Origin of the sequence: Vibrio sp. Vb2131 (assembly GCF_033338535.1) — a bacterium.
GTDB lineage: Bacteria > Pseudomonadota > Gammaproteobacteria > Enterobacterales > Vibrionaceae > Vibrio > Vibrio alginolyticus.
Window position 1 is genome coordinate 452886 of the sequence record NZ_JAWOSW010000001.1, and the last position, 19568, is coordinate 472453.

A 19568-nucleotide genomic window follows, 5' to 3' on the forward strand; every position below is an offset into this window, starting at 1 on the left:
CTTAATCCGTGGAGCAGAATGATGAAGGTAAAGCCAGATCGAATGACCGCCATGCGTAGCATCATCGAGCAAGTAAAAGCGGAACTACCAATTTATGAACCAGAAACGTTTGTATGTGGACCAGAAGGGCAGTGCATTGGCTGTCCGAAGAAATTGTTGGAAATGGTCGATTCAGAAGTCACTTATTGGGAGTCAGCCATGGAGCGCGGCATTGTTCCGCAGTTCGATGAGATTCGTCGTTTTGGCAAAATGTGCACGAATGTTCGTCGTGGTCTGGTGCGAAATAATGTGCCTTTACTCAGTAACTAGAGAGTAAAAGTCGTCTAATATCTGACACATAGCGTCGTTTTGTTACACTGCTCTTTGGGTGCTGTTCTCAAGTTTGCGTGGTGTTTGTCTCTTCTTACCCTTTGGGTCTTTAATCGTAAAAAATTGGCGATATATTGGCTCGGTCTCACATGGATGTGGGGCTATTGTCTTGGGCTAGTTGAGATAAGAAACGTGAAATCAAAGGGATTTACGCTGATGGAAATCACCATAGTGCTTACCACTTTGGCTTTCATCGCATTAGCTGCTTTACCAGTACTACTCGATATTCATCGCCAAGCATACGCTGCGATGCTGCACAGTTCTCAGTCTTCTTTGGGTACGGCTCTCAAATTCTTTCATGCTCAAGCTGTGATTGATAACGCTTACGGCCAAGAGCACGTTCACTACATTGACCGACATGTCAAAACACGCAAAGGCATGCCAGAAGCGAGTGCCGATAGTATTCGAGCTTTGTTAGAAATCGATCTACCAGCCAGAGGTTATTCGAAAATTGACGTGCCGTGCAAAGGCAGTGATTTTTGCATCATCGGTCAGCAGCACCCAAACAGTGCTCATTTTGTCGCTATTCCTGATTATCAGTTCTTAGATAAATCGGGTGTTGATCGCGTGGTGTACATTTGGCCGCAAGGTTACACACTGGCAGAAGAAGCATGCTATTTCTACTACGTGAATCAAGCCTCTAACGATTCAATTGTTCGAGGGCATGTGACGCAAGGGTGTTAACCCCGAATAAGTGTTGCGAACAACGGTTATCGTGACTCTACAAATCTGGGCTTTTCGAACGGCTTTGCGCTTTATACAATATCATTTTTTGACTCATCAAGACTTTACCATTTGGCAAGGTCACTTCCCCAAGTTCTCCCTGATGTTCAAATCCAAACCGTTCATACAAAGCAATCGCTGGTGTGTTGGTTGTGTATACGTAGAGTGCGATTTGGTCGTAACCAAATTCCCAACCACGTGCGATCGCGACTGCCAATAGTTTCCGCCCCAATCCTTTGCCTCGGTAGTTTTTGTCGATGTGAATACCAAGAATACCGACGCGAAGGCGTTGCCCTCTTTCGTAACCGCACATCTCAGCTGGGTAGATTTCAACACTACCGATAAGTTTTTGGCGGTCAAACGCGACAAACTGAGGGATGGACTCGTTTTCCACACGTTGCAGGATTCTGCGAAGCGTTGCGTTATCGGGTGCCGGAGAAATCAAAAATTCCCCTTCGGAGTACACTCGATTCCACAGCGCGGTGAAGCGCGCGATATCGCTCACCTTGATGGATCTGATTTGCATTCATCTTCCTTGATTAGTGCAGGTTAGTAACGGTTAGGGGATAAGCTCAGATAAACAACGAATTTGGTTAGGAATGGCTTCGGCTGGTGCATCAGCGCCCGTTGGGTTAAACCAAATTGTGTTTACGCCCGCTTTCATCGCAGGGTAAATATCTTTGTGAGGTAAATCGCCAACCATGGTTATTCCACTTACGTTAACCCCTAACTGTTTTGCGATGGCGAGATAAAACTCAGGTTGGTTTTTAGCGATACCGAGGTTGGCAAAACAAAAATAGCCATTTAAGTATTGGTCTAAGTCGACGCGAACAAATGCACGCTGAATCTCTTCCATGTTGGAATCAGATGCACTGGTCGCAATGTAGATGGGATGATTTTGGGAAAGTATTGCCAGTGTTTCTCTGGCTTGAGGAACTGCTTCTACGTGTTCCCAATCGCACATTTTTCCTTGTGCGTGAGGGAAATCTACCATCAAGGTGTTCCCCCAATCGAAAAGATAAATCATGTTCGAATCTCCTTATCCGCACATCATATCGTCTTTTTCTAAAATCAGGGGGTAAATTGCATCGATAAATGCGATTTAGGTGGGTTTAGTCGTGAAAAGCGCTTAATTGTCGTTATCGTTACAAATGTTTCAGCATAATGCGTGAGTTAGTTTTAAAACCTTGATTATCGTAAAAGCGCTGTGCTGGCTGATTGAATTCCATCACTTCCAATCGAACTTGTGTGGCATTGGCATCGCGCGCCCATTGCTCACAGGCTTGGAGCAGTTGGCGGCCGATTCCTTGCTGCTTTTGCGCTTCATCGACAACAATTGTTCCCACGCGACAAATTGGGTCTTTGATCAGAAAACTGATGGTGTCGTTTTGGGTGATCATCGCGGTTAAGAAGCCGAGAATTTGCTGTTCGCGTTCGGCAATCAAAAAGAGTCGCTCTTTGTTCTCTAGTGCTTGTGCAAGAAATTCACGGTCAGCTTCTGAAGGCGCAACAAAGGCTTCTGGCGCATTCGCAAAATGCAGTGAATTAATTTGAAAATTAAGCTGAAAAATTCCGTCTAAATCATCGGGAATCGCTTGTCGGATATGGACTTGCATTCTATCTGCCCCCTGCAATATCGATAAATGATCCTGTGACATAAGAGGCTTCGTCACTTAATAGCCAAGCGATCGCATTTGCCACTTCTTCTACCGTGCCACCGCGTTTAAGAGGAATTTGAGGGCTGAGTCTATCTACTCGGTTTGGTTCTCCGCCGTCGGCATGCATATCAGTGTAAATGAAACCAGGTCGAACGCCATTGACGCGAATATTGCGCTCTGCCAACTCTAGCGAGAGCCCTTTAGTTAAGGTATCCATCGCGCCTTTTGATGTGGCGTAATCGACATACTCAAATGGCGCGCCTGAGCGCGACGCTCCAGAGGAGACATTCACAATTGCACCGCCTGCACTGAATCGCTTCGCCGCTTCTCGACAGCAGAGAAAACAGCTATTCACATTGGTGTTCATTACTTTCTGAAAGCGTTCCAAGCTGATTTCTGACAAAGGCGATTGAGTAAATAGGATGCCAACGTTGTTGACCAAGTGCGTCACTGCACCAAATTCACGTTCTGTTTCATCAAACAAGGAGAGCACTTGCTTCTCATCGGCTACGTCTGCGGCGATGGCAATCGCTTTGCCACCGTTTGCTTGTATTTCTGCCACAACTTGGTCGGCGGCCTCTTGCTGAGTGCGGTAATTAACGCAAACGCGATAGCCTTGCTCGGCCAGCTTTTTCGCCGCTGCGGCTCCAATGCCTCGGCTTGCGCCGGTAATGATGACTACTTTATTCAAAATACGTCCTTATTTTTGTAGCGAGTAGATTTTATCGGCGTAGGGTTTGCCACCAATTTGGTATGCGTCTGGAATGACCTCAATGAGTTCGAAACCACATTTTATCAGGACACGTTCTGACGCAATATTGCCTTCAGTGACCGTCGCGGAAAAGTGGTTGATGTTATGTGTCGAGGTTGCCCAGTATAGAAGCGCTTGAAGAGTTTCTGTTCCAAACTGTTGGCCATGAAATTCCGGCAAAAGTAAGTAACCTACCTCTGCCTTACCGTTTTCAATAGCAAAGCCAGTGATGCCGATGGGTTGTTCAGATTGCTTATCGAGTATTACAAGGCAAAGCCAATGCTGGCAATTTGGGGTCCATGGTAATAATCGCGAAGCAAATTTTTCTCTTATTTCTGTTTCGCTGGGACGATCGAAACAGAGCGCAATAACCTCTTGTTCGGAGAGTAATCGTTTGTTCGGAGAGTAATCGTTGAAAGAGTTCCCAGTCACTGGCTTTGATGGGTCTTAATTGGCTTCTGTGCGTCTCGATATAAACTGACATGCGTGTCCTTACTGCATCAATGTGGAGATTCAGTCTCTCATCCTCTTATCTGTTTAATCAAATAGTTGCATTCATAAAAGTGATTTATGTGGTGAATAGTTGGCTGGGTAATGGATTATTGCCATATATTCATCTTTGAGATGCAAATAACAAAATTTCATACTTGAGGCATACAGAGCAACACGGAAATGATGTGGATCAAGAGAGGACTACCCATAAAGTAGTAATTTGCGACCTATAATTACATTTTATTTGGAAGTGTTGCTAATTATGTCAATAAAAAAACGATATGTTGCACTGCTGGTTGCTGCCGGCATTGGTGTGGGCTGGTTAACTTTGGGGGGGAGTGCGGCAGTAATGCATTACACCTCAGATACTGAATTTTGTCTCTCGTGCCACTCTATGGAAACCCCTTACAAAGAGTACCAAGGCTCAGTGCACTTCAGTAATGCGAAAGGCATTCGCGCGGAATGTTCTGACTGTCATATTCCTCAAGAACCAATGGATTACCTGATCACCAAAATTCGCGCGTCGAAAGACATCTACCATGAATTTGTGACAGGTAAGATCGACACGCCAGAGAAATATGAAGCACATCGTAAAGATATGGCTGAAACGGTATGGGCTCAGTTCCGTGAAAATGATTCAGCGACGTGTCGTTCGTGTCATGATTTCGATGCAATGGAAGAGTTTGAGCAATCACGTGATGCGGCGAAGATGCACGCTTACGCGAAAGCAAACGATCAAACGTGTATCGATTGTCATAAAGGTGTGGCGCACTTTGCACCAGAAGCAGAGCTAGACAGCAAGGCATTTGAAACGTTGATGAGCTTCACCACAAAAACATCACCTGGTGCCAAAGTCGTTTACCCTGTGACTGAAATCGCAATGGGTGAGATGGGTAAAATTAACCCAACGACGAAGTTGGAAGTAATCAGCTCTGAAGGCGACAACCGCACTGTTAAGTTGAACGCATTCCAAATGAAAGGCGCAGAGCAAGTGCTTTACATGGGAGAAGGTCAACGTGCCATCGTAGCAACGCTAACAGAGCAAGGCCAACAAGCGCTTGAAACTGGTGAATTTGAGGCAGATGTTTACGGCAACGAATGGCGCGCGGTTTCTCTAACTGGCGCTATTGATTCTCCAGTTGTTGACACGCTTGAACCAGTATGGTCATACGCAGAAGAGTTGGACAACGTTTACTGTGCAACTTGTCACGCGAAAATTCCTTCAAATCACTTCACAGTGAATGCATGGGGACCGGTAGCGAAAAGTATGGGTGATCGAACTGATATTTCAGCCGAGAACCTAGAAATTCTAACCAAGTTCTTCCAGCACCACGCGAAAGATGTGGTTGGTCACTAACGATAAATAGAAGGATAAGATTATGACTAATATGACCCGTCGCGGATTTCTAAAAGGCACTGGTATGGCGGCTGGTGCAATGGCATTCACTTCATTTGCACCTATGTCTGTTGCGTCTTCAAACCAGCGTGGCAAGGGCATTTTGACAGCGGGCCGCATGGGCCCAATGTTATGTGAAGTGAAAGATGGTAAGTTGGTTTCGACTACTAATGCTCTTCCACAAACTGTACCAAATAGTCTACAAACTACTGGGCCTGACCAAGTGCATACCAAGGCGCGTGTGAAGTACCCAATGGTACGTAAAGGCTACTTGGCAAACCCATCGTCGCCAGAAGGTGTGCGCGGTAGTGATGAGTTTGTGCGTGTGTCTTGGGATGAGGCTTACAAGCTGATCCACGAACAGCACATGCGAATTCGCAAAGAATACGGCCCGGCTTCTGTGTTTGCAGGCTCTTACGGCTGGCGTTCAAGTGGCGTGCTGCACAAAGCACAAACCTTGCTGCAACGTTACATGAGCATGGCGGGCGGCTATTCAGGCCACTTGGGTGACTACTCAACGGGGGCTGCGCAGGTCATCATGCCGCACGTTGTGGGCTCTATCGAAGTGTACGAGCAACAAACTACGTACCCAGTGGTATTAGAGCACAGCGATGTGGTTGTGCTTTGGGGCTTAAACCCGATCAACACTCTAAAAATCGCGTGGAGCTCAACAGACTGTGCTGGTCTTGAGTTCTTCCATCAATTGAAAAAATCAGGCAAGACGGTCATTGCGATTGACCCTATTCGTTCTGAAACCATCGAGTTCTTTGGTGAGAATGCGGAGTGGATTGCTCCTCACCCAATGACCGACGTGGCAATGATGATGGGCATCGCACACACCTTAGTGAAACAAGGTAAGCACGATAAAGCCTTCCTCGATAAATACACCGCAGGTTACGACAAGTTTGAAGCGTACCTGATGGGCGAAGAAGACGGCGTAGAAAAATCAGCAGAATGGGCATCACAAATCTGTGGCGTACCTGCGAAGCAACTTGAGCTACTGGCTGACATCTTCAGTAAAAACCGCACCATGCTGATGGCGGGTTGGGGCATGCAGCGCCAACAATACGGTGAGCAGCGTCACTGGATGCTGGTTACACTGGCAACGATGTTGGGTCAAATCGGTTTACCGGGCGGTGGTTTTGGTTTCTCTTACCACTACTCAAACGGTGGTAGCCCTGCTCGTGATGCTGGCGTACTTCCTGCGATTTCGGCATCGCTGGGTGGCGGCTCTTCTGCGGGGAACGACTGGGCGGTGTCTGGCGCGGTGCAAAGCTTCCCTGTAGCGCGTATTGTCGAGGCGTTGGAAAACCCAGGTCAATCCTACCATCATAACGGTCATGAACTGACGTTTCCGGATATCAAGATGATTTGGTGGGCAGGTGGTGCGAACTTTACTCACCACCAAGACACCAACCGTTTGATTAAAGCGTGGCAAAAGCCTGAGCTGATCGTAATTTCAGAGCCTTACTGGACGGCGGCTGCGAAGCACGCGGACATCGTTCTGCCAATCACCACATCGTTCGAGCGTAACGACTTAACGATGACGGGTGACTACAGTAACCAACACTTGGTGCCAATGAAGCAAGTGGTTGAGCCGCAAGGTGAAGCGCGTAATGACTTCGATGTATTCGCGGACATGGCAGAGATGCTAGCTCCGGGTGGCCGTGACGTATACACCGAAGGCAAAACCGAAATGGAATGGCTGTACGGCTTCTACAAGGCGGCGCAACAAGGTGGCCGTGGCTCTCGCGTAGCAATGCCGAACTTCAGCAAGTTCTGGGAAGATAACCAACTGATCGAGATGAAGTGGAACGAGAAGAACGCACAGTTTGTTCGTTACGCAGATTTCCGTGAAGACCCGATCATGAATCCACTCGGTACACCAAGTGGTAAGATCGAAATCTTCTCGAAAACCATTGAAGGTTATCAGTTGGAAGACTGTCCTCCACATCCAACGTGGATGGCACCAACCGAGTACACGGGTACTGCGAAAGATGGCGAGTTGCAGCTAATGACCGCTCACGCAGCGCATCGTCTACACAGCCAATTCAACTACGCGAAGATTCGCGAAGAGTACGCAATTGCAAACCGTGAACCTATTTGGATTCACCCTGAAGATGCGAAAGCGCGTGGTATTAAAACGGGCGATCTAGTTCGTGCGTTTAACAATCGTGGCCAAGTATTGGTTGGTGCAGAAGTGACTGACCGAATCAAGCAAGGTTCAGTGTGTATTCATGAAGGCGGCTGGCCGGATCTGGATCCGAAAACCGGCATTTGTAAGAACGGCGGTTGTAACGTGTTAACGTTGGATATTCCGACCTCTCGACTTGCAAACGGCTGTGCGGCGAACTCGGCGCTGGTTCGTATTGAAAAATACACTGGCCCAGAATTAGAACTAACAGCGTTTGAACCACCAAGAAATGGTTAGAAAAAAGTAGCGTTTTAAAGCAAGAAGCCAGCGAATCGCTGGCTTCTTTTTTATCTAGTAATCGTTCACATTAGCGCGAAGCGAGAGAAACAAATGGCATCTGTTTCTTAATTTGAAATGTCGGGAGTAAAGTAAATACAATCGCGACAAACAAGACTGAGCCTATTAAATCTTCAGGGCGATGCATCCCCAGCCATAAGCGGCTATATGCGACGCTCATTCCCCATATCCATAATGACAGTGCAGAGATATAGCACTTGTTCTGTAAGAACAACCCGCCAAAGAAAGCCAAACAAATCGAAACGAAAATCGTATGGCCGGATGGGAAAGAATAGTCTTTCTCGCCTTGCCAATGGCGCGTTCGCCAATCACTGACGTGTTCAGAAATCTGGTTAATTACGTTGGCTTGCTGCTTTGTATCCAACTGATAAAACGCGTCTGGGTGCTCAATCAATTGTTCTGCTGCGAGCAATTCCGTGTAGGGACGCGGGCTTTCTGTCATCAGTTTTAGCCCCGTTTTGCTGGCAAAACCAATCACCAGTAACAACCCTAACATTGAGAGTTTTTGTATCCACTCAATGCGACTTGGTTTAAAGCGAAATAAAGAAAGCAGTAGCAGTGTTAACGTAATTAAAAAGCCTTTGCTACCAGCAGAATCTGTGAGCAAAGTAAAAGTAATCCCCAGACTTTCCGGCACCTGTGAAGTGAGATTGTGATAAGAGCCAAACAGCGACATTGGGATGATGCCAAGAACAAACAAGGCGAGCATCATCAATCCATATTTTTTGGTTTTCATTGAGAGCGTTTTGTTTTTATTGAGGGTTATTCAACCACGTGAAAATAAGGGGCTTATCTTACGTTATCTGGCGTGAAAAACTTATCAACGCTCTGTCAATTCGAGCGTGAAAGTGACATTGCAGCTCTTCGTTGTGAAAGGAGAGGTTGTTGAAAGTACTGAAAGGCAAACGCGCTCATCCATAAGCGCTTTGTTCAGGCGTGAGCAAGGTTAGCTCATCAACCCTAATAAATATTCCGATGCGGCTTTTGGATCTTCTGCGTGGAAAATCGCTGAAACCAAAGCTAAGCCATGAACACCAGTGGCGCTGAGTTGCGGAATGTTACTTTCGTTAATGCCGCCAATGGCAACAATCGGCAGTGAAGTCGTCTCTAACGCCATCTTCAAGCCATCAATACCCCAGAACTTCTTGGTGTTGGTTTTGGTCGGCGTCGCGAAGATTGCGCTCAAGCCGATGTAATCAATCGGAAGAGAGTCCGCTTCTGCAAGCTGCTCTTCATTTTCGATGGATAAGCCGAGGATTTTGTTTGGTCCAATCAACTCACGAGCGATAGTTGCGGGCATGTCTGATTGCCCGAGGTGAACCCCATCGGCATCAACTGCCAGTGCAACATCAACGCGGTCATTGATGATCAAAGGCACATTGGTATCTTTAAGGATGTCTTTCACGGCTTGAGCACGTTCGATAAACGCACGCACATCGCCGTGTTTTTCGCGGACTTGTACCATGGTCACGCCACCTTCCACGGCTTTTCTCACAACACGCTTTAGTGTGGCTAAATCTTGTTGGTCATCGGTGACCAAATATAAACGATAGGCGTTCATTGGGTTTCCTTTAAGCCTCTCATTGAAAGAGGATTGAGAGGCTAGTGTTAAAAGAGAGAAAAGCTTAGCTCACTTGCAGTTTTAGGCGCTTTGCCAGTGTCTCTTCATCTAGCTGGTAAAGCTCATCCAACAGGTTCATTTGCAGGCTACCTGGGCCGCGAGCTTGTTCCGCTGCAATCTCGCCAACAACGCCTAGTACCGCCGCAGCAGCAAGTCCGGTGTTATCACCAACTGCAGCAAAAGCACCCGTCAGTGCCGTTAGTGTACAGCCCATTCCGGTTACGTATGGCATCATCTCGTGACCATTGTTCAGCTGCACATTCTGCTCTTTCGTGACGATGTAATCAGTCTCGCCAGAAATCACCACACTTGCACCATACTCTGCGACTAAGAAGTTCGCTGCGCCAAGTGCTGCATCGCTGCTGTCTAATGCATCGACGCCTTTGCTTTGTGCTTGCTCGCCGGCAAGAGCAATGATTTCTGAAGCGTTACCACGAATGATCAACTTGTCTGCAAGGCGTGCGATCTCACGTGATGTCTCTGTACGTAGTGAGCTTGCTCCGCAACCGACAGGGTCGAGTACAACGATTTTACCATTGGCATTGGTTTGCTCTACGGCATAGCTCATGCGCGGTGTCCAAACGCTATCTAGGGTACCGATGTTGATAACCAGTGCGCCAGCGAACGACATCATCTCTGCCATTTCCTGCTTGGAGTGCGCCATGATTGGAGAAGCGCCGATAGCCAATAGCGCGTTTGCTGTGTTGTTCATCACCACGTAGTTAGTGATGTTGACGACTAATGGTTTTTGCTGGCGTACTGCGGTTAATGCTTGGGTGATTTGTTCAATTAACATGAGACTCTCCGATTAATCTTGCTGAGCGTTCAGGCCTTGTTGCCAGAATGCCACTTCCATACGCGTTGCAGTTTTGAATACCTGAATCAGGTTTTGACCACGCTGGCTATTGATATCGATTTCCGCCAATAACTGATTAAAGTGCTCTGCACCTTTTGCGACACCAGATTGGAATTCCTCACCACCGTAGAGGTTGATCCAACTTGCGTATGGGTTACCTTCGAGCACAGTGCTTTCGTCTTCAATCAGCATCTTACCGATTACGGCATAACCGATAGAGCATGGTGCTAGTGCCGCGTATAGATCAACAAGATCGCCCGTCATGCCAGCATCTAATACGTAACGGGTGTAAGCCACAGTGCCGAAATCTTCTGGCTCGTTTTCTAAGTCGGATTCTGTCAGTCCCCATTGCTCACAGTAAGTCACGTGGTGGGCGATTTCAGAATCGAGCAATGCGTGTACGCTTGGTAGGGCACGGCGCATGTCATCCAAAGTACGTGCTTTGTAGATCGCTAATGCGTAAGCTCGTGCGTACTGCTTTAGGAAAAGAAAATCCTGCTTTAGGTAATGCAGAAAACAAGGCTGAGCCAGAGTGCCTTGCGCCAATTGCTGCACGAAAGCATGCTCAGTGTATTCTTGCCAATCTTGGCGGCAAGCGTCGATCAAATCTTGGTATTTCATTATGAGTATCTCGTTATCAAAAGACCCTAGGCTTAGATCCTAAGGTCAGTAGAATTAGTCAAAGCTCGGTACGTAATCTTTCGCTTTTGGCAGTGTTTCGATGATGTTTTGTGAATACATGAACTGCGCATAATCATCGTAGCGTTTCAGATCTACTGCGGATGGACGAAGAGCGAAACGAGTTAGCGTGTCGTTCCAAGCGCGTTGGTTAAGCTCGTTGTTGAGCGTGTCTGGTGAATAAGCCACGAACTCTTTCCACGACTCTTTTGGATGGTTAACGATGTAAGTGGTCGCTTGCTCTAGTGCTTTGTTGAATGCCTTGATGGCTTCTTTGTCGTAGTTTTTTGCATTGGCTACGAAGACTAACTCGTCATACGCTGGCACGCCGTGTTCTTCAGGGAAGAAGGCCTTAGCTTTATAACCTTCTAGTGCCAGTTGGTTGGTTTCGAAGTTACGTAGACCGCCCCAAATCGCATCCACCTTGCCAGACGCAAGAGACGAAGACAGCGCCCAACCTACGTTGATGATTTGTACGTCAGAAAACTTCACGTTTTCTTGCGCTAGCATGGTGCCGATTGTCGCTTCTTCGTTGCCTGCGATCGCAATACCGATCTTCTTGCCTTTCAAGTCGCCAAGGTTTTCATTCTTACCGTTATCCAGCACCATCAACGTGTTGAGTGGCGTAGCAATCAAAGTCGCAGAGCGGATTAGTGGCAAACCCGCCGCGACATCGATAGTTAGGCTTGGTTGGTAAGAAATCGCCATGTCGACTTTACCCGCCGCGACCAACTTAGGTGGCGTGCTTGGATCTGCCGGCTCTTGAATGTTGACCTTCAAACCTTGTTCTTTGAAGTAACCACGCTCTTTGGCAATCACGATAGGACCATGATTTGGGTTGACGAACCAATCCAACATCAGTGTCATCTCTTTTTCTGCTGCAAGCACATTGGTTGATACCACTGAAGCGAGTAGAGCAGCAGCGCTCATAAGTTTGTTTTTATTCACGGGGTTCTTCCTTTTCTTTCCCAATTTTCTTTGGTTATTTTCTGTAATTATTTGCTTTCCCAAGGGATGGCTTTTTTCAATAATTTATCGGTGATGAAGTAGAGTGAGATAGACAGCACGGCTAGGATAAACAGCGCCGCAAACATCTCATCAATGATCATGCGAGCATTAGCTTGGAGCATCAGATAACCCAAGCCTTCACTTGAACCTACCCACTCACCGACCACTGCTCCAATCGGCGCAATAACGACGGCAACACGAATGCCTGAGGCTAAAGTTGGTAGGGCGGCTGGCAATTGAATATGACGAAGTAACTGCCATTTAGACGCGCCCATGGTCTTGGCAAGGTCGAGGTAACCTGTTGGTGTATTACGTAAGCCGTCGTAGCAACATGTGGTGACGGGGAAAAAGATGATGATCGCCGCCATGACGACTTTCGATGCAATGCCGTAACCCAGCCAAAGCATGAGTACTGGCGCGATGGCGAACACAGGGATCGCTTGGCTAGCAATCAGAATAGGCAGTAACCAACGCTTCAGCGGCTCGAACATCAGCATTTGCAATGCGAACAGCAAACCCATCGATAATCCAAGCGCCAAACCAAGTAAGATCTCTTGCGCAGTAACCCAAGTATGTTTGAGCAGGACATCGTAACGAGTGACCAATCTATCCAGCACTTCAATTGGTGAAGGTAAGATGAAGCTTGGCATATCGAATATCACCACGACCAACTGCCACAATCCCAAGATCACCGCCGTGCTGATGACCAAACGGAGAGCCGGATGGGTCACGCGTTCTTTTTTACTAATACGTGCCGAAACGGAGTTGTACTGAGTCATATCACTCATAGTCTTTCTCCAATTGATCCAAAATCGCTTGTTGAAGCGCGGCGCACTCTCCATCGAGAACTCGTGGTGGCTTGGAATCCGGAACAACCAAGTGCTGAGCTTGCGCAGGCGTGCCTTGCAGTACATAGAGTTGGTGAGCTAATCGCACCGCTTCTTGTGGGTCGTGGGTAATAAGAACAACGGTTTTATCTTTCAGTAACTCGGCAGACAAGGTTTGCAACTTATGGCGAGTAACCGCGTCCAACGCAGAGAAAGGCTCATCCATCAGAACCAGAGGCTTGTCTTGCATCAGAGTGCGAGCAAGGGCAACACGTTGTCTCATGCCGCCAGAGAGCTGAGCTGGCTTAGCATCCGGGTAATCGGCGAGTCCCACTTGGCTGAGTAAAGTCAGTGCACGTTGTTTATTTTGTTCTGGTGCTTGCTCTTGAGAAAATCGAGAACTGAGGCAGACGTTGTCTAACACATTCAACCACGGCAGCAACAAGTCTTGCTGCGCCATGTAGGCAATACGCTTGTGTAAGGTGATGCCATCCGTGGTCGTTAACTCGCCATGCCATTCGACTTTGTCGTCTAACAAACCCGCTAGATAACGAAGGATCGTCGTTTTTCCGCAGCCACTGCGACCAAGTAACACTGTCCATTGATTAGCAGGAATAGTCATACTCAACCCTGCTAGCGTTGGTGTTTGGCTGTCTTTGTATCGCAGACTAGCATCGGAAAGCTGAATGCCAATCGCGTTAGCGAACATAAGTATGACCCGCAAAAAAGTGGTTCACAGGGCCGTGACCTTTACCGACATCCAATTCATCAGCGTGCGCGATAGCTTGGCTGATGTACTGCTTACCAAGGTGCACCGCTTTGTGCAGATTGTTGCCTTGTCCAAGATAAGATGCGATGGCAGAAGACAGCGTGCAGCCTGTGCCATGGGTGTTTTTGGTTGGAAATCGCTTGGCGCTAATTAACTCGGCACTGTCTTGCATGATAAGCAGATCGTTGCTGTTTTCATTTTCTTCAAGGTGACCGCCTTTGAGCAGAATAGCTTTGGCGCCAAGCGCACGAAGGTCGGTAATCATATCGTTCATTTCAGATTCTGATTGAGGCACTGGCTTACCCGTCAAGGCTGCGCCTTCTGGTAGGTTAGGGGTAATGATGTCTGCGAGCGGAATCAATTCTTCTTTTAAAGTGCTGATTGCCGACTGTTCCAATAATAGATCGCCGCTAGTGGCCACCATTACAGGGTCAATCACGAGGTGTTTTGGCTGGTATTGTTTAATTTTGTCAGCAACGACTTTGATGATGTTGGAATCGGCCAGCATGCCCACTTTGACTGCAACGATGTTGAGGTCGGTAAATACTGCATCAAGTTGGCTCTCTACATGGTCGAGAGGAATGGGGAAAATCGCAGAAACGCCTTGGGTATTTTGCGAAGTAATCGCCGTGATTACCGAGCAAGCAAAACTGCCGGTTGCGGACATCGCTTTGATGTCGGCTTGAATGCCTGCGCCGCCGCCACTGTCTGAGCCCGCGATGGTCAATACGATAGGGGTAGGCAAGGCTGGCGTGTGATGTGAATGAGGTTGTGATTGCTGCGTCATGGTCGCTCCTACTACAAGACGTATAGGAACTGACTTTGACCGTTGCAGATAGATCGATTTTTCGATCGCTATCGCTTACCTAAGAGGGGCGACGAAAGGCAAAGTGTGCATAGTTCCCTACGTCAGTGCTAACTGAATCAGGTTCAACGGGTCTCGAATTTCGATCTCAGCCAACACTTGTCGTGTGGCCCCCCGACTATTTCGTTCGGATGATAGCAGGACCATTGCGGAAGGGATACGTTTTTTGAGCGTAATTATAATGAGTATTCAATTATGCGAGGTGAGTGATAAAGTAAGCACCTAAATGGTTTGCTGTGTGGAATTTACTAGTGCAACGCTCTGGTGAATGAGCAGAACCTGGAATATTTAATAAATAATCGTGGTCTCGTTAAGCAAGGATTAGCACAAAACAAGGTTAAAAAACTGTTAAAATTTAACGTGTTGCCAATTTAACTTTGTTGAACTTTTTCACAGTTAATTAGGAAGGCTAAGACGATCATCGAGCAAGGAGACTTCATGCTTAATTCTGTAACAGCGAAGTCAGTGATCGATCATGCGCTCTTTTTGGGGGCTGATTTCGCTGAACTATTCGTTGAACATCACCAAACCAACACTGTCCAGATCGCATCTGGTGAAGTGGATAAGGTTAACTCGGGTATCGATTTTGGTATCGGTATTCGTCTTTTTTTCGGTCATAAGGTGCTTTACGGTTACACCAACAGCACAGATGAAGCCGAACTAAAGCGCGTAACCTCGCTGCTTGCTGCAAAAGACAAGCGTGAGCAAATCGCGTCAGCGGGTTCTTTGAATTTGAACCGCTACCCAATCCAATATGGTTGCCGCATGCCGCTAAGCAAGGATGCTAACCTAGATTCAAAAATCGCGTTTCTATTGAAAGTTGACCAAGCCGCACGTGCTGAGAGTGAACATATCAACCAGTTTATTGGCAGCGTTCTTCAGCGCGAGCAACAAGTGTCTATCTTCAACTCAGAAGGTCTACACGTTGACGATACTCGCCACTACATTCGTGTTGCTGGTAACACTGTCGCGCAAAAAGGTAATGAGCAGTCTTCTGGTATGGAAGGTCCTGGCGCTCTTGCTGGTTGGGAATTCAGTGAACAGCTTGATGCCAAAGAGCTAGGTCAAACTATCGCGCAGCAAGCGTTAGTAAAACTTGGCGCGGATGCTTGTCCATCGGGTGAAATGCCGGTGGTGATTGGTAACGGCTTTGGCGGCGTTATCTTCCATGAAGCATGTGGTCACTTGCTAGAAACCACTTCAGTTGCGAAGAAAGCATCAGTCTTCCACGACAAGATGGGTGAAATGGTTGCTCACACCGCAGTGAATGCAGTCGATGATGGCACCATGACCAACGAATGGGGCTCGATTCACATTGATGATGAAGGTATGAAGACTCAGCGCACTCAACTGATCAAAGACGGTAAGCTAACCAGCTTCATGGTCGATAAAATGGGTGGCATGAAGACAGGTTATGAGCCTACGGGTTCTGGTCGTCGTCAAAACTACAAGTTCGCACCAACCTCGCGCATGCGTAACACCTTTATCGAAGAGGGCGAGCATTCACTTAATGACATGCTTGCAGGCATTGAACGTGGTATCTATGCGAAGAAGATGGGCGGCGGCTCGGTTCAACCGGGTACGGGTGAGTTTAACTTTGCTGTTCGTGAAGCTTATCTCATTGAAAATGGCAAAATCACCAAGCCTCTGAAAACAGCAACGCTTATCAGCACGGGTCCAAAAGTGTTAAAAGAAATCAGCATGGTCGGCAAAGACATGGCGCTTGCGCCGGGCATGTGTGGTTCCGTAAGTGGTTCAGTGCCAACAACAGTTGGTCAGCCAACGCTGAAAGTCGATAACATTCTGGTAGGAGGCGGTAACTAATGAGCCAAGAACAACAACTTCTTAATGCGGTTGATTACGTCCTATCAGAAGCAAAACGCCAAGGCGCAGAAGCGGACGTCATTGTAAACCGCAACAGTAGCTTTTCTTTGAAAGCGAACCAAGGAAAGCTGGATGAGTACAAAGTAAGTTCAAGCCAAGTTCTGGGTGTTCGTGTTGTGAAAGATGCGCGCGTTGCGACAAGCTACTCTGAGTCGTTAGAGCAACCAAGCTTAGACTTGATGCTGACCAACGCACTGCAAAGCGCTCGCTTTTCCAAGCAAGATGAACATCAGACTATTAGTTGCGTGAACAGCCAAATCGCGACTGATGTTGCTGAGATTGCGCAAGAAGATACAACTTCTGTTGACGAAAAAATCGAACTTTCTCTCGCACTTGAGCAAGGCGTAGTGGCTCTGCCTCACGCCTCTAGCGCACCTTACAATGGTTACAGCGATGGCGAAACACAACTGATCATTGCCAATACTCAAGGTACGTTATGTCAACATTTCGAGCGATCGTTCACTTGTTACGCGTATACCTTGTTTGAAAAAGACGGCAAACAGTCAATGGCGGGTAGAATGTCACTGGGTCGCCGTTTTGATGAGTTGAATCCAGCTTACTGTATCGAGGGTGGCTACAACCTTGCTCGCGATCTTCTGGAAGGTGCTCCGGTTGCGACGGGTAACTACCCCGCTATTTTCCACATCAATGCGCTGGCAAGTTTATTCGGTGCTTTCGGCAGTGCTTTCTCTGGCGTAAGCGCGATGAAAGGCATTACGCCACTGGGTGACAAGCTTGGTCAACGTGTTGCGAGTGATTTAATTACCTTTACTGATACGGCTTACATGCCAAATGGTATGGCAATCGCAAGTTTTGATAGTGAAGGCTTTGCTACTCAAGACAATGTGATGATTGCTAATGGTGAGTTGAAAACCTTGTTACACAACAGCCAGACTGCAAGTTACTTGGGCGCAGTCTCGACAGCAAGTGCCGCTCGCGGTGCAAAATCGAGCCTAGACGTATCAGCGAATCACAAAGTGATTGCGACAGGTAACAGCAGTGCGTCAGAAGTAAAAGCGGGTGAGTACCTAGAGTTAGTCGAACTCCAAGGTGTCCATTCTGGTGCGGATGCAGTAAGTGGTGATTTCTCGTTTGGTGCGAGTGGCTTCTTGTGCCGTGATGGTGAGCGCATTCAACCAGTACGTGGTATTACAGTAGCGGGTAACTTCTACAAGATGCTGCAAGAAGTTGAGGCAGTGGGTGATACTCAGTTAATTAACGATAGCCGCACTTTCTTCTCGCCAGACGTTCGCTTTGCACGCTTGAGCATTGGTGGTAAGTAAACGTAGCATTCCTATAGAAACAAAAAGAGGACTCAATGGAGTCCTCTTTCTTTTATCGAGTAATTAACTCGCGAGAATTAAAATTCGCGAATGTCCAACTCATTGTGGATCAATACCACACACTGAGAAGCGAAAAGCATCTTAGGACCTAAGCTGATTTTCTCTGTGCCAAGGCGCTTCAAGCTGTTAAAAGACTTTTTCGGCATCGGTATATGGTCAGTTAGCAAGAAACATGGGTTTCCACCGATTTCTGCATCACGAACAAATTCGCCTTTTTTATCCAACATATATAGTTGGTGATCTTCTGCCAGCTCTTGTACTAGGCGTTCAAAGCTGACAGTACGAACGGTGATACCAGGTTCGACTTCACGAAGTTGCTCTTTACCCATACCAACCGAAGCATCCAAAGCGCGAGCCACTGCTGCAATCAAGGTTGACTCATGGAAGCCACCAATGTTGATGATGTCGTTGGAGCGAATAGTAATGGTGCGTGAGAAGTCTTTTGTGCTTTCTAAAACCAAGTGAACAACCACATCTTCACGGTGTGATTGAGCAACGAACATAGTGTTCATCATGGTATGAGCAAGAATCTCTGTATGCGCTTCATTACCAACACCTTCTAACAGTGCTTTGCTGGTGGTTGGCGCCGCGCGAGCTCGTAAAACAAAAGAGCGCATGAATTTAGCCTCTATATAGGAAGAGTGAATGCGCGGAAGTATATACCCAAGCAGGGAAGGGATGCGAGTTTAATAGCAAATGTGAACTTACTTACAAAGCTTCGATTGTGGAGCTGGGTGTGCTGGTTAGAATAGGAGGCAACCCTGTTAGGAGCGGTATATGGAAATCAAACAGATAAATAAAGACATTTATAAAAAGAAAGTAAACCTTGTGATTGGCGGTTTTGTTGCGTTGCTCGCCATCTCCTCTCTTGCCTTTAGTACCTTGTTGATTGTTTTGTTCGGTAATACAGATGTAGTACCTGAACAGTCGACGGGGAACTTTCATTGGAACTTAATTGGTGTTGTGCTTGCCTTAGCTACTTCACTGTCTTTGCTGAACCAATTCAAAACACGCCCTTATATGGAAGAAGTGTTGTATGTCTGGAAACTCAAGCAGTTGCAGAACAAGATCTTTCGCAAACTGAAAAGCATTAAAGCCGCTTCTGCTGAGCACGATGTAAAAGCGCTGACGATACTTAAGTTCTACTATACGACTCAAAGTCAGGTGTTTGAGTTAGACAACAACACATTAACGATGAGCAGTGTAAATAAAGAATTAGAGGCAATTGAGCAAATCGAAGCGGCGAAGTCACTGGATCTTGATATCACAAGCTTTGAAGAGTCTTGGATTGACACATATTGATTGCCTATTTGCTACGTTAAGTTAACAACTAAGTGTTAAAAATAAGCGTTTGAGTGAGATTTCATCACTCGACGTTTTTTTTAAAGTTTTTTTCTAAAAAAGGGTTGCCAAGAAAAATCATCTCCCTATAATGCGCCTCCGTTGTCAGGGCAAAGCGGAAACGCAAAAGCAGTTGGCAATGAGGCGAAAGAAAAGCTTCTAAAAATTAATTTGAAAAAGTGTTTGACACTGAAAATTAATTCCTTAGAATACGCCTCCGCTTCGGTAGCAAAGCTTACGAAGCAAGCTCTTTAACAATATAGACCTATCAATCTGTGTGGGCACTCGTTGATGATGATCCAATTAGATACCTCGGTATCAAATTAGGTTTCAATGATACGAAGTGACCATTGAATCTTAGGATTCAGCACAGTCAATTCAAACATTACTTTATGTAATGTTCAGTATTCATTGAGCCGACAAAATCTTAAATTGAAGAGTTTGATCATGGCTCAGATTGAACGCTGGCGGCAGGCCTAACACATGCAAGTCGAGC

At 46.9% G+C, this 19568-nt stretch carries 20 protein-coding genes, 1 rRNA gene, 1 pseudogene and 1 riboswitch; of the genes and pseudogenes, 8 read left to right on the plus strand and 14 right to left on the minus strand.

Translation table 11 applies throughout. The features are described from left to right. Positions 1 to 21 precede the first annotated feature (21 nt). Together R7E38_RS02005 and R7E38_RS02010 are read left to right on the plus strand one after the other, a co-directional pair. Positions 22 to 309, plus strand: a complete 288-nt coding sequence (locus tag R7E38_RS02005) for a hypothetical protein (RefSeq protein ID WP_005374318.1) — start codon at positions 22 to 24, stop codon at positions 307 to 309. Between the two features lie 153 nt (positions 310 to 462). Then, complete coding sequence (locus tag R7E38_RS02010) at positions 463 to 1053, plus strand: type II secretion system protein (protein WP_254901939.1); 591 nt, start codon at positions 463 to 465, stop codon at positions 1051 to 1053. A 37-nt stretch (positions 1054 to 1090) separates the two neighbouring features. Here R7E38_RS02010 and R7E38_RS02015 read toward each other — a convergent pair whose 3' ends face one another. The 5 genes and pseudogenes from R7E38_RS02015 to R7E38_RS02035 form a co-directional block, all read right to left on the minus strand. Next, on the minus strand, positions 1091 to 1618 hold the full coding sequence (locus tag R7E38_RS02015; protein WP_047102510.1) for a GNAT family N-acetyltransferase: 528 nt from the start codon (positions 1616 to 1618) through the stop codon (positions 1091 to 1093). Positions 1619 to 1651: 33 nt separating this feature from the next. After that, a complete protein-coding gene (locus R7E38_RS02020; RefSeq protein ID WP_047102511.1) occupies positions 1652 to 2119 on the minus strand; it encodes an HAD family hydrolase in 468 nt (155 codons plus the stop codon). 118 nt (positions 2120 to 2237) lie between these two features. Continuing rightward, the gene (locus R7E38_RS02025) at positions 2238 to 2708 is read right to left on the minus strand and encodes a GNAT family N-acetyltransferase (RefSeq protein ID WP_047102512.1); all 471 of its coding nucleotides are present in this window, start codon (positions 2706 to 2708) and stop codon (positions 2238 to 2240) included. Between the two features lies 1 nt (position 2709). Then, positions 2710 to 3441 (minus strand): glucose 1-dehydrogenase, encoded by a 732-nt coding sequence (locus R7E38_RS02030; RefSeq protein WP_005383319.1) that lies wholly within the window; start codon positions 3439 to 3441, stop codon positions 2710 to 2712. Between the two features lie 9 nt (positions 3442 to 3450). Further along, positions 3451 to 3985: pseudogene (locus R7E38_RS02035) on the minus strand (GNAT family N-acetyltransferase). 270 nt (positions 3986 to 4255) lie between these two features. Between R7E38_RS02035 and R7E38_RS02040 the strand changes: the two are divergent. Both R7E38_RS02040 and R7E38_RS02045 read left to right on the plus strand, forming a co-directional pair. Continuing rightward, positions 4256 to 5350 (plus strand): NapC/NirT family cytochrome c, encoded by a 1095-nt coding sequence (locus tag R7E38_RS02040; protein WP_017634357.1) that lies wholly within the window; start codon positions 4256 to 4258, stop codon positions 5348 to 5350. Positions 5351 to 5372: 22 nt separating this feature from the next. Then, positions 5373 to 7820, plus strand: coding sequence for a trimethylamine-N-oxide reductase 2 (locus tag R7E38_RS02045; RefSeq protein WP_253657616.1), 2448 nt, complete (start codon positions 5373 to 5375; stop codon positions 7818 to 7820). Positions 7821 to 7890: 70 nt separating this feature from the next. Here R7E38_RS02045 and R7E38_RS02050 read toward each other — a convergent pair whose 3' ends face one another. The 8 genes from R7E38_RS02050 to thiD all read right to left on the minus strand — a co-directional run bounded on the left by R7E38_RS02050 (position 7891) and on the right by thiD (position 14426). Further along, a complete protein-coding gene (locus tag R7E38_RS02050; RefSeq protein ID WP_318081661.1) occupies positions 7891 to 8616 on the minus strand; it encodes a phosphatase PAP2 family protein in 726 nt (241 codons plus the stop codon). 210 nt (positions 8617 to 8826) lie between these two features. Further along, positions 8827 to 9441 (minus strand): thiamine phosphate synthase, encoded by a 615-nt coding sequence (thiE, locus tag R7E38_RS02055; RefSeq protein WP_017634354.1) that lies wholly within the window; start codon positions 9439 to 9441, stop codon positions 8827 to 8829. A 64-nt stretch (positions 9442 to 9505) separates the two neighbouring features. Then, positions 9506 to 10297: a hydroxyethylthiazole kinase gene (gene thiM, locus R7E38_RS02060; protein ID WP_226084104.1), complete on the minus strand. Its 792-nt coding sequence runs from the start codon at positions 10295 to 10297 to the stop codon at positions 9506 to 9508. A 12-nt stretch (positions 10298 to 10309) separates the two neighbouring features. After that, the gene (tenA, locus tag R7E38_RS02065) at positions 10310 to 10978 is read right to left on the minus strand and encodes a thiaminase II (protein ID WP_053304011.1); all 669 of its coding nucleotides are present in this window, start codon (positions 10976 to 10978) and stop codon (positions 10310 to 10312) included. Between the two features lie 54 nt (positions 10979 to 11032). After that, a complete protein-coding gene (locus R7E38_RS02070) occupies positions 11033 to 11983 on the minus strand; it encodes an ABC transporter substrate-binding protein (protein WP_005374293.1) in 951 nt (316 codons plus the stop codon). A 47-nt stretch (positions 11984 to 12030) separates the two neighbouring features. Then, the gene (locus tag R7E38_RS02075; protein WP_005374292.1) at positions 12031 to 12831 is read right to left on the minus strand and encodes an ABC transporter permease; all 801 of its coding nucleotides are present in this window, start codon (positions 12829 to 12831) and stop codon (positions 12031 to 12033) included. After that, positions 12824 to 13579 carry an ABC transporter ATP-binding protein gene (locus R7E38_RS02080; protein ID WP_017634350.1) on the minus strand — a complete coding sequence of 252 codons (756 nt, stop codon included), beginning with the start codon at positions 13577 to 13579 and terminating at the stop codon, positions 12824 to 12826. Before R7E38_RS02080 ends, R7E38_RS02075 begins: the two co-directional genes overlap by 8 nt. Then, positions 13569 to 14426 carry a bifunctional hydroxymethylpyrimidine kinase/phosphomethylpyrimidine kinase gene (thiD, locus tag R7E38_RS02085; protein ID WP_104980323.1) on the minus strand — a complete coding sequence of 286 codons (858 nt, stop codon included), beginning with the start codon at positions 14424 to 14426 and terminating at the stop codon, positions 13569 to 13571. The genes R7E38_RS02080 and thiD overlap by 11 nt, the downstream gene beginning before the upstream one ends. Positions 14427 to 14523: 97 nt before the next feature. After that, positions 14524 to 14631, minus strand: a riboswitch (TPP riboswitch). Positions 14632 to 14942: 311 nt separating this feature from the next. Between thiD and R7E38_RS02090 the strand changes: the two genes are divergently transcribed. Both R7E38_RS02090 and R7E38_RS02095 read left to right on the plus strand, forming a co-directional pair. Continuing rightward, on the plus strand, positions 14943 to 16328 hold the full coding sequence (locus tag R7E38_RS02090; RefSeq protein ID WP_318081664.1) for a TldD/PmbA family protein: 1386 nt from the start codon (positions 14943 to 14945) through the stop codon (positions 16326 to 16328). Continuing rightward, the gene (locus R7E38_RS02095) at positions 16328 to 17671 is read left to right on the plus strand and encodes a TldD/PmbA family protein (protein ID WP_171305911.1); all 1344 of its coding nucleotides are present in this window, start codon (positions 16328 to 16330) and stop codon (positions 17669 to 17671) included. Before R7E38_RS02090 ends, R7E38_RS02095 begins: the two co-directional genes overlap by 1 nt. 77 nt (positions 17672 to 17748) lie before the next feature. Here the strand turns inward: R7E38_RS02095 and trmY are convergent, their stop codons facing one another. After that, positions 17749 to 18348 (minus strand): tRNA (pseudouridine(54)-N(1))-methyltransferase TrmY, encoded by a 600-nt coding sequence (gene trmY, locus R7E38_RS02100; RefSeq protein WP_318081666.1) that lies wholly within the window; start codon positions 18346 to 18348, stop codon positions 17749 to 17751. A gap of 160 nt (positions 18349 to 18508) precedes the next feature. On the opposite strand from trmY, the gene R7E38_RS02105 reads away from it, so the two are divergent. Both R7E38_RS02105 and R7E38_RS02110 read left to right on the plus strand, forming a co-directional pair. Next, positions 18509 to 19033, plus strand: coding sequence for a DUF3087 domain-containing protein (locus tag R7E38_RS02105; protein ID WP_053304014.1), 525 nt, complete (start codon positions 18509 to 18511; stop codon positions 19031 to 19033). A gap of 468 nt (positions 19034 to 19501) precedes the next feature. Then, positions 19502 to 19568: ribosomal RNA gene (locus tag R7E38_RS02110) — 16S ribosomal RNA — on the plus strand; the annotation flags it as partial.

Bases quoted from the DNA above. Each gene is read 5' to 3' on its own strand.
- tenA (WP_053304011.1), bottom strand. From the start codon at position 10,978: ATGAAATACCAAGATTTGATCGACGCTTGCCGCCAAGATTGGCAAGAA.
- R7E38_RS02045 (WP_253657616.1), top strand. From the start codon at position 5,373: ATGACTAATATGACCCGTCGCGGATTTCTAAAAGGCACTGGTATGGCG.
- R7E38_RS02095 (WP_171305911.1), top strand. From the start codon at position 16,328: ATGAGCCAAGAACAACAACTTCTTAATGCGGTTGATTACGTCCTATCA.
- R7E38_RS02050 (WP_318081661.1), bottom strand. From the start codon at position 8,616: ATGAAAACCAAAAAATATGGATTGATGATGCTCGCCTTGTTTGTTCTT.
- thiM (WP_226084104.1), bottom strand. From the start codon at position 10,297: ATGTTAATTGAACAAATCACCCAAGCATTAACCGCAGTACGCCAGCAA.
- R7E38_RS02080 (WP_017634350.1), bottom strand. From the start codon at position 13,579: ATGTTCGCTAACGCGATTGGCATTCAGCTTTCCGATGCTAGTCTGCGA.
- R7E38_RS02010 (WP_254901939.1), top strand. From the start codon at position 463: ATGTGGGGCTATTGTCTTGGGCTAGTTGAGATAAGAAACGTGAAATCA.
- R7E38_RS02015 (WP_047102510.1), bottom strand. From the start codon at position 1,618: ATGCAAATCAGATCCATCAAGGTGAGCGATATCGCGCGCTTCACCGCG.
- R7E38_RS02105 (WP_053304014.1), top strand. From the start codon at position 18,509: ATGGAAATCAAACAGATAAATAAAGACATTTATAAAAAGAAAGTAAAC.
- R7E38_RS02075 (WP_005374292.1), bottom strand. From the start codon at position 12,831: ATGAGTGATATGACTCAGTACAACTCCGTTTCGGCACGTATTAGTAAA.
- thiE (WP_017634354.1), bottom strand. From the start codon at position 9,441: ATGAACGCCTATCGTTTATATTTGGTCACCGATGACCAACAAGATTTA.
- R7E38_RS02005 (WP_005374318.1), top strand. From the start codon at position 22: ATGAAGGTAAAGCCAGATCGAATGACCGCCATGCGTAGCATCATCGAG.
- thiD (WP_104980323.1), bottom strand. From the start codon at position 14,426: ATGACGCAGCAATCACAACCTCATTCACATCACACGCCAGCCTTGCCT.
- R7E38_RS02020 (WP_047102511.1), bottom strand. From the start codon at position 2,119: ATGATTTATCTTTTCGATTGGGGGAACACCTTGATGGTAGATTTCCCT.
- R7E38_RS02040 (WP_017634357.1), top strand. From the start codon at position 4,256: ATGTCAATAAAAAAACGATATGTTGCACTGCTGGTTGCTGCCGGCATT.
- R7E38_RS02025 (WP_047102512.1), bottom strand. From the start codon at position 2,708: ATGCAAGTCCATATCCGACAAGCGATTCCCGATGATTTAGACGGAATT.
- R7E38_RS02090 (WP_318081664.1), top strand. From the start codon at position 14,943: ATGCTTAATTCTGTAACAGCGAAGTCAGTGATCGATCATGCGCTCTTT.
- trmY (WP_318081666.1), bottom strand. From the start codon at position 18,348: ATGCGCTCTTTTGTTTTACGAGCTCGCGCGGCGCCAACCACCAGCAAA.